Raw genomic sequence first — 14,678 nt, forward strand, 5'->3', positions numbered from 1 at the left:
GAGCAGCCCGACGCCACAGCACAGCAGCACGACGAGGTATCCGCGCCACGGCATGTCTCGCAGCGCAAGGCCCGCGAGCCCGAATGCGGCGACGGCGAGCGTGAGCAGCACGAACACGGGTTCCGCGACGAGCAGGTGCCCGGCGGTGCGCTCGGTGTCCACGAACGGCGCCCACGATGTCGTGCCGCGCAGCACCTCCGCGAGATTCGTCCAGCGCGTGGTCACGTACGCGGATTCGATGAAGTCGGTGAACGGCGGCGAGTACCGGCCAAGCACGAGCAGCGGGCCGATCCACCACGCGGACACGAGCGCGACGCCGAGCAGCCAGCCGGCGAGGGGTTTCCACGCCGCGCGGTAGAGCAGCAGCAGAAACGCAGGCAGGCACGCCATCATCGTCGCAGTCGCGTTCACCGCGCCCATCAGCGCGACAGGAATCACGGCCGCCGCGACATCGCTCCGACGCAGCCGCGGCGCGAGCAGCGGAGCGATCGTCCACGGCACCAGGGCCACGGGCCAGGCTTCAGAAGAGATCGCGGTCAGCGTCGTCAGCACGCGCGGGCTCAGCGCGTACAGAAAAGCAGCAACGCTTATCGACGCCCCCTTTAACCCCATCCTCCTTCCCAGCACCACCGTCCCGGAGAAGGCGATCCCCATGACGATCGCCCACCAGATGCGCTGCGCGACCCAGTCCGGCAGCGGTTCCGTCAGCCAGAAGAATGCGCCGTGGGGAAAGAGGTAGCCGTAGGCCTGGTTCTGGATCTGCCCGAGGGTGAAGCGGTCGGTGTAGGCGTGCGTCGCCGCGGCCAGGAACGCGCCGGGGTCGGCGGTGAGGTCGAATTTGGTGTCCGCGGCTGTGCGCCCTGGTGCCTGCAAAAACGCCAGAAGCGTCAGTGCGACCCAGCCGAGCAGATGTTGCCGAAAAGGGGTGCGCAGCGCGGGCATTTACTGCCGGGAGCCGTACTCCGGTCCGCCGAGCACAGCCTCATCGGCGGGCACGGCATTGCCCGACGGGACCTGGTTCTGCCCGGAGAACGACGCGATGCCCACCACGCCCACGACACCGAGCACGATGCCGGTCACCGAGCTGGCCAGCACGGGGCCGAGGGTGCGGCGGGACCAGGACTGGCCGGAGCGGCGGGAGCGGATTACGGAGGTCATGGGAATTGAGGGTACCAGGGGGATAGGATCTGGAAGGAGACGTCGATAAGCAAAAAGAAGGGGGGTGCCCGCGATGCGTGCTGTCGCTGTGGCCGTCGGCGCGCTGACGTGCGTGTTGTGCGTCGCGTGCGCGGGACCCCGCGAGGCGGCGGAACCGGTCACCGTCGAAGTGACCGAGACGCGCACCGTCACCGAGACCCCGCCGCCCGCTTTGCCCGATGACCTGCGCGAACGCGTCGCATCGCTGATGGTCGTCGGCGTGACAAACTACGACGAAGCACGCGCCGCGCTCGAGCAAGGCGCAGGCGGACTGTTCCTGCCGAGCTGGTCCGACCCGGGGCTGCTCACCGAAAAAGGCCGCAATATCAACGCTTTGCGGGAGGAATTCGACCGACCGTTTTCCGTCGGAATCGACTTCGAAGGCGGCCGCGTGCAACGGCACTCCGATGTCCTCGGCTCGTTCCCGACGCCGCGCGAGCTCGCGCAAGAACCGCCCGAAGTGATCCGCGGCAAAGGCTACGACGTCGGCCGTACCCTCGCGGAATACGGCATCAACGTCGACTACGCTCCGCTTCTCGATGTCGACGCGGCCGGCCTCGACGTCGTCGGCGACCGCGCCTTCGGCTCATCGCCCGAACGCGTCGCGGAAGTCGCCGTGCTGTTCGCACAAGGGCTTGTCGACGCTGGCGTCACCCCCACCTTCAAGCATTTCCCCGGCCACGGGCGCGCCAGCGGCGACACCCACCAGACGCTGGCCCACACTCCGCCGATCCAGGACCTGAACTCCTTTGATCTCGCGCCGTACGCCGCCGTTCTGCCGAAATTCCCGCACGCCTCCGTCATGGTCGGGCACATGGTCGTGCCCGGCGTCGGCGATGGGCGCTCGCCGTCCTCGCTCAACCCCAACGCGTACGCCATGCTGCGCGAAGGGAACTACCCCGGTGGCCAGCCCTTCGACGGTGTCGTCGTCACCGACGATCTCTCCGGCATGCGCGCCATCACTGACCTCATGCCCACTCCTGAGGCCGTCCGCCACGCCATCGCCGCTGGCGCCGACCAAGCTCTGTGGTCCTCCGGCGCCGGGCTGCGCGAGGCCATCGACGGCACCGTCGCCGCCGTCGAAGCAGGGGAGATCCCGCCCGCGCGCATCGACGACGCCGCGCGCAGAGTCCAGCAGCAGCTTATCGACGGTCCCCGCTAGCCCGCATTCCTCCCTTTTCCCAGTTGTCCATTACTCTTAATGCCCGTGAGTAGTGTGCAAGCCCAACGTGGGACAGGTAGCGGCCGCGGCGTGAAAGTCGCCGCCGGGTTCTTCGTCGGACTCGTCGTCCTCCTGCTGGGGCTCTACCTGGCAGATCTCGCGTTCAACCGGGGAAATGTTCCCCGCGGCACCGCCGTCGGTGGGGTGGAAGTCGGGGGGATGGCACCTGCGGCGGCCGTCGATAAGCTGAGCTTAGAGCTTGGCGATGTCAACGACGACCCCGTCACCGTCACCGCCGGCGACGAGAAAACCGAATTCGTCCCCGCCAGCGCCGGCCTCGGACCCGACTGGCAAGCCACCATCGACGCCGCCGGCACCGAATCCCCCAACCCCATCTCGCGCCTGATGGGCCTGTTCCGCACCAGAGAAGTCGACATCGTCTCCACCGCCGACGAAGCAGCCTTGGCGCCCACCGTCGAGCGCGTCGCCACAGACCTCACCGTCGAACCCACCGACGGTGAGGTGGCCATCAAAGACGGCAAGACCGACGTCAAGGACCCTAAGCCCGGTCAAGACGTCCCCGCTGACGAGCTCAAACGCGCCATGACCTCCAACTGGCTCAACCCCGACGGCGTCTCGGTCGACCCCACCGTCACCGAGCCCGCGATCAACGAGAAACTCGTCAAAGACGCCATCGACGGCCCCGCCGCCCGCGCCCTCGGCGGACCGCTGACCTTGAAAGGCCGCGACGACACCGATGCCGTCATCGACTCTGAGCACATCGGCGACATCGTGACCTTCCGCAACGACCCTGAGCAGCACCGCATCGTCCCTGAAGTCAACGCCGAAGCCGCCCAGGGCATCTTCGCCGAGCAGCTCAAGGACACCGTCAAGGAAGGCAAGAACGCCACGATCTCCGCATCCGGTGAAGTGACTCCGTCCGTCGACGGCATCGAGATTCGCTGGGACGACACCATGAAAAACTTCGGCGAGCGTGTGCTTGGCGACGAATCCCGCACCTGGGACGCCACCTACCGCGACACCCCCGCCACGTTCACCACCGAACAGGCCAACAAGGCCACCTTCGACGACGTCGTCGGCGAATTCACCACCGCCGGGTACAGCTCCGCGTCCGGCACCAATATTTCGATCGTCGCCGACACCGTCAACGGCGCTGTCGTCAGCCCCGGCGAGACCTTCTCCCTCAACGGCTACACCGGCCCCCGCGGCACTGCCCAGGGGTACGTGTCCTCCGGCATCATCATTGACGGGCGTGCCGGCAACGCCGTCGGCGGCGGCATCTCGCAGTTCGCCACCACCTTGTACAACGCCTCCTACTTCGCAGGCATGACTGACGTCGACCACACGCCGCACTCCTACTACATCTCCCGCTACCCGGCCGGCCGCGAAGCTACCGTCTACGAAGGCGCCATCGACCTCGCCTTCAAAAACGACACCCCGCACCCAGTGAAGATCGAGACCGTCTTCGGCGGCGGCGAGATCACCGTCCGCCTCAAGGGCGTCAAGGACCGCGAAGTCGAATCCGTCAACGGCGGACGCTGGGCGTATACATCCCCGAGCCCCAAGACCGTTTCCGGCGGCGAGTGCATCCCGTCCGGCGGTGCCCAGGGCTTCACCACCTCCGACACCCGCATCATCCGCGACCTGTCCGGCAACGAACTCTCCCGCGAAACTCAGACCACGGTGTACAACCCGCAGCCGATCGTGCAGTGTGGCTAAGCAGAGGTTTTCGCCGCGCGCTCCAGTCCCCACTTGGTGAGCTCGATGATCTCCGCGTCGCGCATCATCAACTGGTGCAGCGGCGCGCCGGGAATCTCCCTGTTGACCACGTCAGCGCCGTCGACAGCGGTGAGCGTCGACGCGGTATTCGGCGTGACCAACGTGTCGCGCCTGGAATACAGCGCCGTATAGACCACCGACGGGTCCGTATCCGGCAGAGGATCAGCGTTCTCGCGCATCCACTGAGATCCCGCCAGTTGCTGAGGCACGCTCGGGCTGAGAAGCAGCTTCGTCAGACCCGGATGCCGGTCAAACCGCCGGAGCACGCGCGGGGCCGCGCCTTCTAGATCCGTGCCGTGGAAATTCGCGCCCATCGCCACCACACGTCGCACTTTGTCCGCACCGCCCTGGGCGATGTATAGCTTCGTCAGCAGCCCGCCCTGCGAATGCGCGACAATATCGACCTGGTCCGCCCCCGTTACCGCGAGCACCTTATCGACGTCCGCCCGCAGCTGATCCAGCGAATCCTCCAACCTTCCCGTCCCGTACAGCCCAGGCAGGAACATCTTCCCGTAGTTGAAACCCCACACCCAGTAGCCGTTCTCTCGCAGGTGCCGCGCGCTGCGACGGAACCCGCTTGCCCGGCTGTGGATCCCGTGCACGTATAGCACCGGGGTTGGATGTGTCGGCGTGAAATCGGGGTCGTTGAGAACAGGCCTGAACAGGTTCACACCGCTTACGCTAACAGTGCTTCGGCGTGTGGTCGCCCCGATCGCGCTCAAGACCCCACGCGACCAGCGCAGTGATCTTCGGGTTCTGAGGCATGAAAATGTGGTTGACCGTCCCGCCGCACACGGCCTGAACCTCGATATTTGCAACGTCAGCCCCGTTTACCGACTCGAGCATGGAGCTTGTATACGGGGTGACCACACCGTCGCTCGAGGAATAGAGCGATGTGTACACCACGCGGGGATCGGTGTCCGGGAACGTGTTCAGAGTGCGGATATGCTCCGAGTCCCAATGCTGCTGGGACGGAGACTGGATCGCGGAACTGCTCGATTCCCGTGCGTTTCCGCCCTCCATCAGACCACTGCCCCTCGTCCCGTGGAAGGATCCGCCCGCCCCGACAACGCGCCTGACATTGTCAGCGCCACCAAGCTGTGCGATGTACTTCTTGGCCAGCATCGCTCCTTGCGAGTGCCCGACGATGTCGACTTTCTCCGCCCCCGTTAGCGACTTCACCTTCTCCACGTTGGCGGCGAGCTCCCGTGCATTTGAGTCCACGTCCGCCAAACCGTAAAACCCAGGGAACATTGCTTGCTTTGCAGGTGGCAGCTTGCCGAAGTCCCACGCGAAAACGCAATACCCGCGTTTTTGGAGAACCTTCGCCGTCGGGAGCCACATGGCTGAATTCCCTGCGGTTCCGTGAACAAACAGCACCGGCGTGGAATGCTCCGGTGCAGGGGTGCAGGAAGGATCGTTGAACACCGTGGCTGCCTGAGGACTCAACCCACCCGGGGCGAGCCCTGACGAGCCCAGCGGACCTGTGCCTGAAGAACCACTGCTCGAGCCGGCTGCTTCGCTACTCAAAGCGCTGGATAACTGGCTGCCACTGGACTGAGCTGAAGAAGGGGCAGGCGCGGCCAAAAGGCAAGCACCTGCGGTGAGTACCGCCGCGGCACGACGGGAAAACTGTTTCATGTCCAAAACAGTATCAAGGGGAAGATTCGTCGGGCGAAAAATGGAGCCGGCGACGATGTCTGAAGTCATGACATAGTTGACACGGTGTGCCTGGGACATCATTCCTGATGGTTGACAGGTCAGTCGCGACATGGTTGACAATTAGGCTGACGAAACATTCTGGGGTGATGGTTGACACCTCAGTCGCGACATCGTTGACACCTTCCGCTACCCCCGCGCGTCTGGTGCCGATGCGGGGATCAGTCGGGACATCGTTGACAAATGAACAGCCCGAACCGCAACCTCGCCATCGTCAAAGCCGTACGCCGGCAGGCTCTACAGCCTAGGAATCGGACGCGCCTACAGCGGTGAAGAAGTCCTGATGATCATCACCGACAACCACATCACAACATCACTAAAAGAAACCGGCGAACCCATCGCCGAGCACTACATCGACACATCCCGCAATTACCAAAAAGCCTACTGGCGAAAAGGCCAACCCCCACTGACCTAAAAACCAAAACCGGCGCCTTGGAAAAATAAAAACCAAGACACCGGTTTGTCCACCATGTCGCGACTGATCTGTCAACGATGTCCCGACTGATGACAAATGGAGCCGGCGACGAGAATCGAACTCGCACTCTCAGCTTGGGAAGCTGATGTTCTACCACTAAACTACGCCGGCTTCGCTGCTCGGAAGCAGCGCAGATCATCGTAGCACCGCCCGTATCCGAGACTGAAAAACCCTGCCAGCCCGCGGCAGAAGGCGGCACCGTAAGATGAAGCCGTGCTTCTTTCTGACCGTGACATTCGTTCCGCCATCGACTCCGGCCGTCTGAGCATCGATCCGTTCAGCCCGGACCTGGTTCAGCCGTCCAGTGTGGACGTGCGCATCGACCGCTTCTTCCGCGTGTTCAACAACTCCAAGTACACGCACATCGACCCGAAGAAGGAGATGCCGGAGCTGACCACCGAGGTGGAAGTTCCGGAAGGGGAGCCGTTTGTGCTTCACCCCGGTGAATTCGTCCTCGCTGCCACCCTCGAGAATTTCGCGCTGCCCGCCGACCTCGCTGGACGCCTGGAAGGTAAGAGTTCGCTGGGCCGCCTCGGCCTGGTCACGCACTCCACCGCAGGGTTTATCGACCCGGGCTTTACTGGCCACATCACCCTCGAGCTGTCCAACGTGGCCAACCTGCCGATCACCCTTTGGCCGGAGATGAAGGTGGGGCAGCTTGCGCTGTTCCAGATGTCGTCGCCCGCCGAGAATCCCTATGGTTCATCTGCTGTCGGTTCCAAGTATCAAGGGCAGCGTGGTCCGACCCCGTCGAAGGCGTATCTGAACTTCCGGTAGTAGCCCGCGGGGGTGATTCACCCCGTTTTCGGCATGGGCAGGCTCGAGTGATTAAGCTCGTTTTCAACAGGTTTTCATTAACGGAAAACGTTTTCACTTAGGAGACAGGAGTTCCCCATGACCACCCCCAACGACGCTGCTAACCAGGGCTGCTGCGGCGGCCACGACGACAAGAACGAACTCGGCCTCAAAGACGTGCACGCCACCGACGCGCAGTGTGGTTGCGAGTCGGGCCACTGCGAGTGCGGCCACCACATGACCTGCGACTGCGAAGCAAGCGAGTGCGACTGCGACTGCAAGAAGGGCCAGGGCCACGCGCACTGCACTGAGCACGGTCATGAGCACCACCACGAAAAGGGCGAGTGCGAGTGCGAGCCGCACGAGGTCAAGGAGCCGGCGGGCTGCGGTTGCGGCCACGCTCACTAGATTCCCGGAGCTAAAGCGGGCGCGCGGTTTGCGTGCCCGCTTTGTTCATTCCCAATTCGGCTGACCTTAACCGCGATATGGGTCAAGGTGGGCGCGAACCTTGCATAATGTCCCGTATGCGCATGACTGTGATTGGCACCGGGTACCTTGGAGCAACGCACGCCGCCTGCATGGCGGAACTGGGGCACGAGGTGCTCGGCATTGACGTTGACCAGGCGAAAATCGACGCGTTGAAGAACGGCGACGTTCCGTTCTACGAGCCGGGGCTGCCAGAAGTGCTCAAACGCAATATCGAGTCCGGTCGCTTGGGCTTCACCACTGACTACGAGGAAGCCGCGGCGTTCGCGAACGTGCACTTCATTGGCGTGGGCACTCCGCAGCAGCGCGGTTCGTATGCGGCGGACACCACCTATGTCGAGGCTGCGATCGACTCGCTGGTCCCGCACCTCGAGGGTGAGCACGTGATCCTCGGTAAGTCGACGGTCCCGGTCGGCACGGCACGCGCGCTGCAGGAGCGCGCCGACGCTGTAGCCGAGCAGGCCGGCAAGGGCGCGAGCGTCGAGGTGGCGTGGAACCCGGAGTTCCTGCGCGAAGGCTACGCGGTCAAGGACACGATTGAGCCGGACCGCATCGTGCTCGGCACGCGCGGGGAGAATTCGCGGGCCGAGGAGGTCGCCCGCGAGATCTACGCGACGCCGCTCGCCAAGGACACCCCGTTCATCGTCACTGACCTGCAGACTGCGGAGCTGGTCAAGGTCTCCGCCAACGCGTTTTTGGCCACGAAGATCTCGTTCATCAACGCGGTCTCCGAGGTGTGCGAGATCGTCGGAGCCGACGTCACCCAGCTTGCCGACGCCATCGGCCACGACGACCGCATCGGCCGCAAATTCCTCGGCGCAGGTCTCGGCTTCGGCGGCGGCTGCCTGCCGAAGGATATCCGCGCGTTCATGGCGCGCGCCGGCGAGGTCGGCGCGGACCAAGCTCTGACCTTCCTGCGCGAGGTCGACGCGATCAACATGCGCCGCCGCCAGCGCGTGATCGACCTGTCGCGTGAGATCCTCGGCTCGCTCATCGGCCGCCGCATCACGGTGCTGGGCGCGGCGTTCAAGCCGAATTCTGACGATGTGCGTGATTCGCCGGCGCTCGCGGTGGCCGGCCAGCTCAACCTGGCTGGTGCTGCGGTGCGTGTCTACGACCCGCAGGGCATGGACAATGCCCGCAAGGTCTTCCCGACGCTGGACTACGCGGCCTCCCTCGACGATGCGCTCACCGATGCCGAGCTTGTGATTCTCGCTACCGAGTGGGACGAATTCAAGCAGCTCGACCCCGACCACGCCGGACAGCTCGTCGCAGAGAAGAAGCTTATCGACGCCCGCAATGTCCTCCCCGTCGCCTCCTGGCAGGAGGCCGGATGGGAGATGTGGGCGCTGGGGCGTTCACTCTAGCGCTGGCCGGGGGGTGGGTCATGCTACTTTCTTGCTCCTTAAAGGCTCAACGACACCCAAAGGATACACAAGGCGCCTTCCTTCGACGGCCGGATTCCCGATTCTGGCCGATGCCTCATGTTGACGAATTCCCACCACACCCCAACCCTTCGGCACTAACTTGGCCAAGTCAGGGTTGGGCAAGACGCCTGCCACAAACTACTGAAAACCATTGCCGTTTAAACCCTCCTCTGGTTTACTCGGGGCCATGCAGACAGTAGATACCCTCATCATCGGCGGTGGCGCGGCCGGCCTGCAGGCAGCCCTAGTCATGGTCCGCGCCCGCCGAAGCGTGCTCATTGTTGATTCCGCCACTCCCCGCAACCGTTTCGCCCATGAAATTCATGGAGTCATTGCCCTCGAGGGCACGCCACCCCTTGAGTTTCAAGAGCGCGGCAAGGAGCAGCTGCGCAGCTATGGCGCGCAGATCGTGAACGCCACCGTGGATTCCGTCACCGATAATGACCGCACGCTCACCGCCACGTTGAGCAACGGTGAGACCATCGCTGCCCGCTCTATCATCGTCGCCAGCGGCGTGGACGACGAGCACCCAGCTATCCCGGGCCTGCAAGAAAACTGGGGAGATACGGTCCTCCACTGCCCCTACTGCCACGGATACGAGGTGGCGGACAAGAAGCTCGGCGTGCTCTGCATCGGCGAGTTCTCCTTCCACCATGCCGCGGTTCTGCGCCAGTGGTCGAAGGACATCACCTTCTTCACCAATGGAATGGAATTCACCGACGAGCAGCGCGCGGACCTGACTCGGCGGGGCATTGCGCTTATCGACGGCCCCGTCACCGCCTTCCAAGACGGAAAAGTCCTGCTGGAAAGCGACGAGCATGCCGTCGATGCACTGTTTTACATGCCCATTCCCCGCCCCCACGATGAGTTCCTCGCTGACCTCAATCTCAAGCGCCATAGCCCGCCACCGGCGATGGGCGGCAGCCTGATCGAGGCTGATCTCACCGGTGCCACCAGCCACCCGCGCATTTGGGCCGTAGGCAACGTGGTCAATCCAGGTGCACAGGTGGCGATGGCCATGGGCCAGGCCAACGCTGCTGCTATCACGGTCAACGGCTTCCTCGTCGAGGATGATTGGATTTAAGTACGGTGGTGTGGAATGAAAGCCATCATTCAGACCAATCCGGAAGACCCACACTTGCTGGAGCTGGGGGGGCGGTGCCGTCGATAAGCGAGTGCACCATGCGCTGCGCTTGATCAGTGCTGGTGGTAATCGGACAGGAAGTTGCCCAAGCGCTCGAGCGCATTTTCCAGCTGCGACGCCCACGGCAGGGTGACCACGCGGAAGTGGTCCGGTGTCGGGTAGTTGAAACCGGAGCCGCCGACCATGAGGATCTTCTCGCTCTTGAGTAGGTCGAGCATGAATTGCTCGTCGTCGTGGATCTGGTACATGTCCATGTCCAGCTTCGGGAACGCGTACATCGCGCCCTTCGGCTCGACGACGGAGACACCGGGGATCTCGCGGAGCTTCTTCACAGCGATATCGCGCTGCTTCTTCAAGCGGCCGCCTTCGCCGGTCAGGCCGTAAATGGACTGGCGTCCGCCGAGAGCGACCTGGATGGCGTGCTGGCCCGGCACATTCGAGCACAGACGCGTGCCGGCAAGCAGGTCGAGCCCCTCGATGAAGCCGGTGGCGCGGCGGCGCGGACCAGTAATCACCAGCCAGCCGGCGCGGTAACCGCACACGCGGTAGGCCTTGGAAAGACCATTGAACGTCAGAGTGACTAGGTCGGGGGCGATGGCGGCCATGGAGTGGTGCACGGCGCCGTCGTAAAGCACGCGATCGTAGATCTCGTCGGAGAGCACCATGAGCTCGTGCTCGCGCGCGACGTCGGCGATATCCTCCAGGACCTTCTTCGAATAGACCGCGCCCGTCGGGTTATTCGGGTTGATCACCACGATCGCCTTCGTGCGGTCCGTGACCTTCGAGCGGATGTCCTCGATCGACGGGTTCCAACCATCCTCTTCGTCGCAAAGATAATGGACAGCCTTACCGCCCGCGAGCGTCGTCGCAGCAGTCCAGAGGGGATAGTCGGGGGAGGGGATGAGGACCTCGTCGCCGTCGTTAAGCAGAGCTTGTGTCGTCATCGTGATGAGCTCGGACACGCCGTTGCCCAAATACACGTCGTCGATGTCGAAGTCCGGGAAGCCGTCGATCTCCTCGTAACGCGTGACGATGGCACGCCGCGCCGGAATGATGCCCTTCGACGTCGTGTACCCCTGCGATGTCGGCAACGCCGCGATCATGTCCCGCATGATCACATCCGGTGCCTCGAAACCGAAGACCGCCGGGTTACCAGTATTGAGCTTCAAAATGGTGTGGCCGTCGCGCTCCATCTCCTCCGCCGCCGTCGCGACAGGGCCGCGGAGATCGTACGACACACCCTTGATCTTCTCCGCCTGATCGAAGTGGCGGTGTGCCTTGAGCGGCGCACGCTGCTGCTTTTCTTGCTTGCCGGACTTCTTCTCTTTGCTCATACGGCAATTGTCCCAAAAATCCGGCGCCTATTTAGTGAAACGGTTTAACGCGCGCTGCGCCAAATTCATCGCATCGCCCGTCAGCTGGTCGCGCTGCAAAGTGCGCTCCACCTTCCGACGCTCCAACTCCAATCGGTTCGCCTGCTGCAACTCCCGGAACCTTTGGCGGTCAAGCTGCCGCGGACTCGGTGCGTACCAGCTGTCCGGCCCAGCCTTCATGATGTAGAGAAGCGTGAATAGCGTCGGGATGATCAACAACAGCAACGCCCATGCCCCCGCCCCCGTCGCGGTCGAAAGCCCCACCGTTCCCGCGAAAGAAGCCAACGACCCCAAGAGGAAAATGCCCAGGCGAGTGTTCTTCCCGTTCGCGCGGGCGCGTTCAATCTCGCTACGCGTGAACGTCTGCTCGGCGACCTCCTGGCGTTGATGCTCCGGCAGATCACTGAACAGCGGCACCAAATCCTGCCGCGTCGTCGCCTGCTCTACCTTTTCGCAGCGACGGTTGAACTCGTCGCTGTCCAACCGGCCCTCGCCGAGCGCATAACTCAGCCGTGCCACGGCGTCCGAGCGATCCAAATCCGACAAACGGACAAGATCACTGCTGCGCTTCTGCGGATTATGCGGGGGCTGATACGTCACGATTTCAATACTAATCCGTCCAATGCGCCGATTCGCCTAGACAATCATTTGGCCTCAAATATTATATAGCCCATGACCAATCCCAATGATCCCAACAGCTATCCACAGTACGGCAGTAACCCCTCCGGCCAACCCGGTGGCTACGGTGCCGGCCAAAACGCCGGACAGGCGTACGGCCAGCACTACGGCCAGGGGCAGGGGCCAGGCAATGCGTACCAGGGGCCAGGTAATGCGTACCAGGGGCCAGGCAACCCGTATCCGCCGACTTCCGGCTACGTGAACCCGGAATCCCAGTCCGAGTCCGGTCGCCCGCTTCACATTCCGCCAGCAGAGCTGCCTCCCGCTGAGGCAGTCGCCTTCGGCTTCAAGCGCTTCTTCACCAGCCAGTGGCACGTCTACTTGGGCTTGCAGTTCCTCCCGATGATCATCGCTATCGTCGGCGCTCTCGTCCTCATTCTTCCGCAGATCGTGGCAGGCGCGGATCCCGATACCGGAGACCTCAGTAAAAGCGCGTTGATATCCATGGTCATCTTTTGCATCCTGCTTTACGCTTTCTCGTTCGCGGTTGGCGTCGTCTTGTACAAGACCGCGTTGCAGGACACCCGAGGTGTCAAGCCGACGTGGAGCAACATATTCAAGAATGTGCCGTGGGGACAGGGTCTTGCAGCTTATGCCCTAGTGATGGTCGTTCTAATCGCTTACATCTTCGTTGCAGGTCTCTTGGCAAATCAAGTTCCGGTACTCGGGGGCATCCTTTCCTTCGTTTTCTTGCTCGGGATGATCTTCCTCATGCCGATCCTGGTGATGGTCCCGCTCTATGCGATCGACGGAAAGACTTCCGCAATCGGTGCGTTCGGGGCCGCGTGGCATGACGTGAAAGCTCAATACTGGCGCGTTTTCGGTGCCTTGTTCCTTCTGGGAATCGCATGTATGGCTCTCGTTTTCTTCACGCTTGGCGTCGGGGGAATCGTAGCCATGCCAGTCGAGGTCCTGGGCATCGTGTTTATTTACCGCTGGATCAGTGAATACGGGAAGGCAGGCCAGGCGACGGGGCCGGCAGGCAATCCCGCCGGCCAGCCGTACCAGCACCCGGAGCAGCCGGGTGGCTACATGAGCATGTACTAAAACGCCGCGCCAAAGACCGGGTCCCGTTGTGGGGCCCGGTCTTTGTTTTGGGCGTGCGGAAGTGGCCGTGGACATGCCTGATTCACGCGATGAGCGTGGTCAGACTGTGTCTGCGGCCTTTTCGCTATTTCCCGAACAGCAGGTGCATCGCACCGTATTGGTGTGTCCTGTTCGGTACTGGTGTTCCGCGCGGTGAAACCCATGTCGGTGTCCCATCGCGCACCTGTATTCGGCCTCTGTTGTGTCTGTCGGGGTCATCGTCGTTGGTGCGGTTGTGATACCTGCACAACACCGACAGGTTGTTCATGTTCGTCTGTCCACCTCGGGCCCACGGTTCGATGTGGTGGACCTCGCAGTTATCAGCAGCATGCCGACAATCCGGTACAGGACACGTGGTCAGTGTTGCCCGGGCAAGATCACGCTGCTTCTTATTCGCGAACCGCTTCGTGTTGTACAGGTTCACCGGACCTGCCTGCGGGTGGAACAGCGCCACCTCAAGGTCCTTGGAGTGATGGTGGGCCAGATACTCCGCACCGGTCATCGTGGTGCCATCCGACAACCCAAGGATGGTGTCATCGCCCTGGCCGCCGAGGATCGAGATGTAATCCGCCAGCGGGATTTGCACCAGCGGGCGTGGAACAGCGTCAGCGACAGCACCATCGTTGTGCAGCAGGTCGTGGAATGCCTCGTACATCTGCGGGCCCTCAGGACGGTTAGCGTCGAGTTTTTGGCGCAGCGCGTACTCAAGGGCAGCGATATCACTCGCATCACCAGTAGCACTGAAGGTGCGCTTGCCTTTCCGCTCCTTACCGAACCGCACCGCCGACTCAGGAGCAGGTGTATCCGGCTCAGGGACGATGTCTTTCGCGCGGCGTTTCAACGTCTCGTAGTTCCCACGCACAGACAGCAACGCCAGGCGGATCTTCCACTTCTCCTTCTCCGTACCCAACGAACGCACTTGCTGTTCGATGAACAGGATCTGGTCGAGTGACTTCCCCGTCTCACGGGCGATGCGTACTGCGTGGGCTTGCTTGCGGGTGGAGCGGGTTGTGCCGAAGTAGGTCTCGTGGGCTTTTTCCCATTCGATATAGGTGGTGGGTTTGACGCCGGCAGCCTGAGCAGCCTGGCGGTCGAAACCGGCCAGGATGTCCATGGGACTGCTGAGTGTTGTTAGAAACGCGTCAAAATCGTTCACAGCACAAACGTTAAACCGCGCGCAACCCATCGTCTACGAAACGATGTCTACTTCAGTAGACATCGCCCAAACAGGCAGGTCACGGGGCGTGAAAAAGGGGTAAAAACTGGGAGGGCGGCGTCGATAAGCGTGTTTGTTCTCAATTGCGCTTTGGAGTTGAAAGGCGGTGGAATCTGGCTA

At 62.7% G+C, this 14,678-nt stretch carries 14 protein-coding genes, 1 tRNA gene and 1 pseudogene; 8 read left to right on the forward strand and 8 right to left on the reverse strand.

The annotated features are described in order from the left end of the window. Together J5Y21_RS06830 and J5Y21_RS06835 are read right to left on the reverse strand one after the other, a co-directional pair. Positions 1–942, reverse strand: a 942-nt coding sequence (locus J5Y21_RS06830; RefSeq protein WP_210573931.1) for an alpha-(1->3)-arabinofuranosyltransferase family protein, incomplete at its 3' end; no start/stop codon positions are given. Beyond that, positions 943–1,158 (reverse strand): DUF2613 domain-containing protein, encoded by a 216-nt coding sequence (locus J5Y21_RS06835; protein WP_210573934.1) that lies wholly within the window; start codon positions 1,156–1,158, stop codon positions 943–945. It lies immediately after the preceding gene. 73 nt (positions 1,159–1,231) lie between these two features. Between J5Y21_RS06835 and J5Y21_RS06840 the strand changes: the two genes are divergently transcribed. After that, positions 1,232–2,359, forward strand: a complete 1,128-nt coding sequence (locus J5Y21_RS06840; protein ID WP_210573936.1) for a glycoside hydrolase family 3 protein — start codon at positions 1,232–1,234, stop codon at positions 2,357–2,359. Between the two features lie 54 nt (positions 2,360–2,413). Beyond that, the gene (locus J5Y21_RS06845) at positions 2,414–4,099 is read left to right on the forward strand and encodes a VanW family protein (RefSeq protein ID WP_349236964.1); all 1,686 of its coding nucleotides are present in this window, start codon (positions 2,414–2,416) and stop codon (positions 4,097–4,099) included. Here the strand turns inward: J5Y21_RS06845 and J5Y21_RS06850 are convergent. After that, positions 4,096–4,830, reverse strand: a complete 735-nt coding sequence (locus J5Y21_RS06850) for an alpha/beta fold hydrolase (protein ID WP_349236961.1) — start codon at positions 4,828–4,830, stop codon at positions 4,096–4,098. The genes J5Y21_RS06845 and J5Y21_RS06850 overlap by 4 nt on opposite strands. A 10-nt stretch (positions 4,831–4,840) precedes the next feature. Continuing rightward, positions 4,841–5,932, reverse strand: a complete 1,092-nt coding sequence (locus J5Y21_RS06855; RefSeq protein ID WP_349236962.1) for an alpha/beta fold hydrolase — start codon at positions 5,930–5,932, stop codon at positions 4,841–4,843. A 169-nt stretch (positions 5,933–6,101) separates the two neighbouring features. Between J5Y21_RS06855 and J5Y21_RS11690 the strand changes: the two are divergent. Then, a pseudogene (locus tag J5Y21_RS11690) lies at positions 6,102–6,293 on the forward strand (IS481 family transposase); the annotation flags it as partial. Between the two features lie 97 nt (positions 6,294–6,390). Here J5Y21_RS11690 and J5Y21_RS06860 read toward each other — a convergent pair. Next, positions 6,391–6,464: transfer RNA gene (locus J5Y21_RS06860), tRNA-Gly, on the reverse strand. 102 nt (positions 6,465–6,566) lie between these two features. Here J5Y21_RS06860 and dcd point away from each other — a divergent pair. The 4 genes from dcd (at position 6,567) to J5Y21_RS06880 (ending at position 10,145) form a co-directional block, all read left to right on the forward strand. Next, the gene (gene dcd, locus J5Y21_RS06865; protein ID WP_210573942.1) at positions 6,567–7,130 is read left to right on the forward strand and encodes a dCTP deaminase; all 564 of its coding nucleotides are present in this window, start codon (positions 6,567–6,569) and stop codon (positions 7,128–7,130) included. 117 nt (positions 7,131–7,247) lie between these two features. After that, positions 7,248–7,556: a hypothetical protein gene (locus J5Y21_RS06870; RefSeq protein ID WP_210573944.1), complete on the forward strand. Its 309-nt coding sequence runs from the start codon at positions 7,248–7,250 to the stop codon at positions 7,554–7,556. Between the two features lie 116 nt (positions 7,557–7,672). Further along, on the forward strand, positions 7,673–9,001 hold the full coding sequence (locus J5Y21_RS06875) for a UDP-glucose/GDP-mannose dehydrogenase family protein (RefSeq protein ID WP_210573946.1): 1,329 nt from the start codon (positions 7,673–7,675) through the stop codon (positions 8,999–9,001). A gap of 247 nt (positions 9,002–9,248) precedes the next feature. Next, positions 9,249–10,145 carry an NAD(P)/FAD-dependent oxidoreductase gene (locus J5Y21_RS06880; protein ID WP_210573948.1) on the forward strand — a complete coding sequence of 299 codons (897 nt, stop codon included), beginning with the start codon at positions 9,249–9,251 and terminating at the stop codon, positions 10,143–10,145. A 113-nt stretch (positions 10,146–10,258) separates the two neighbouring features. Here the strand turns inward: J5Y21_RS06880 and J5Y21_RS06885 are convergent, their stop codons facing one another. Further along, entirely contained in the window at positions 10,259–11,539 is a 1,281-nt protein-coding gene (locus J5Y21_RS06885; RefSeq protein WP_210573950.1) for a pyridoxal phosphate-dependent aminotransferase, read from the reverse strand. 27 nt (positions 11,540–11,566) lie between these two features. Continuing rightward, complete coding sequence (locus J5Y21_RS06890; RefSeq protein ID WP_210573952.1) at positions 11,567–12,178, reverse strand: DUF1707 domain-containing protein; 612 nt, start codon at positions 12,176–12,178, stop codon at positions 11,567–11,569. 72 nt (positions 12,179–12,250) lie between these two features. Here J5Y21_RS06890 and J5Y21_RS06895 point away from each other — a divergent pair, with 72 nt between their 5' ends. Then, complete coding sequence (locus J5Y21_RS06895; RefSeq protein WP_210573954.1) at positions 12,251–13,303, forward strand: hypothetical protein; 1,053 nt, start codon at positions 12,251–12,253, stop codon at positions 13,301–13,303. 124 nt (positions 13,304–13,427) lie between these two features. On the opposite strand, the gene J5Y21_RS06900 is transcribed toward J5Y21_RS06895, so the two are convergent. Further along, positions 13,428–14,498: an HNH endonuclease signature motif containing protein gene (locus J5Y21_RS06900; protein ID WP_349236963.1), complete on the reverse strand. Its 1,071-nt coding sequence runs from the start codon at positions 14,496–14,498 to the stop codon at positions 13,428–13,430. Between the last annotated feature and the right edge of the window lie 180 nt (positions 14,499–14,678).

The sequence above is a fragment of the Corynebacterium sp. Marseille-P3884 genome, from assembly GCF_017942225.1.
Lineage (GTDB): Bacteria > Actinomycetota > Actinomycetes > Mycobacteriales > Mycobacteriaceae > Corynebacterium.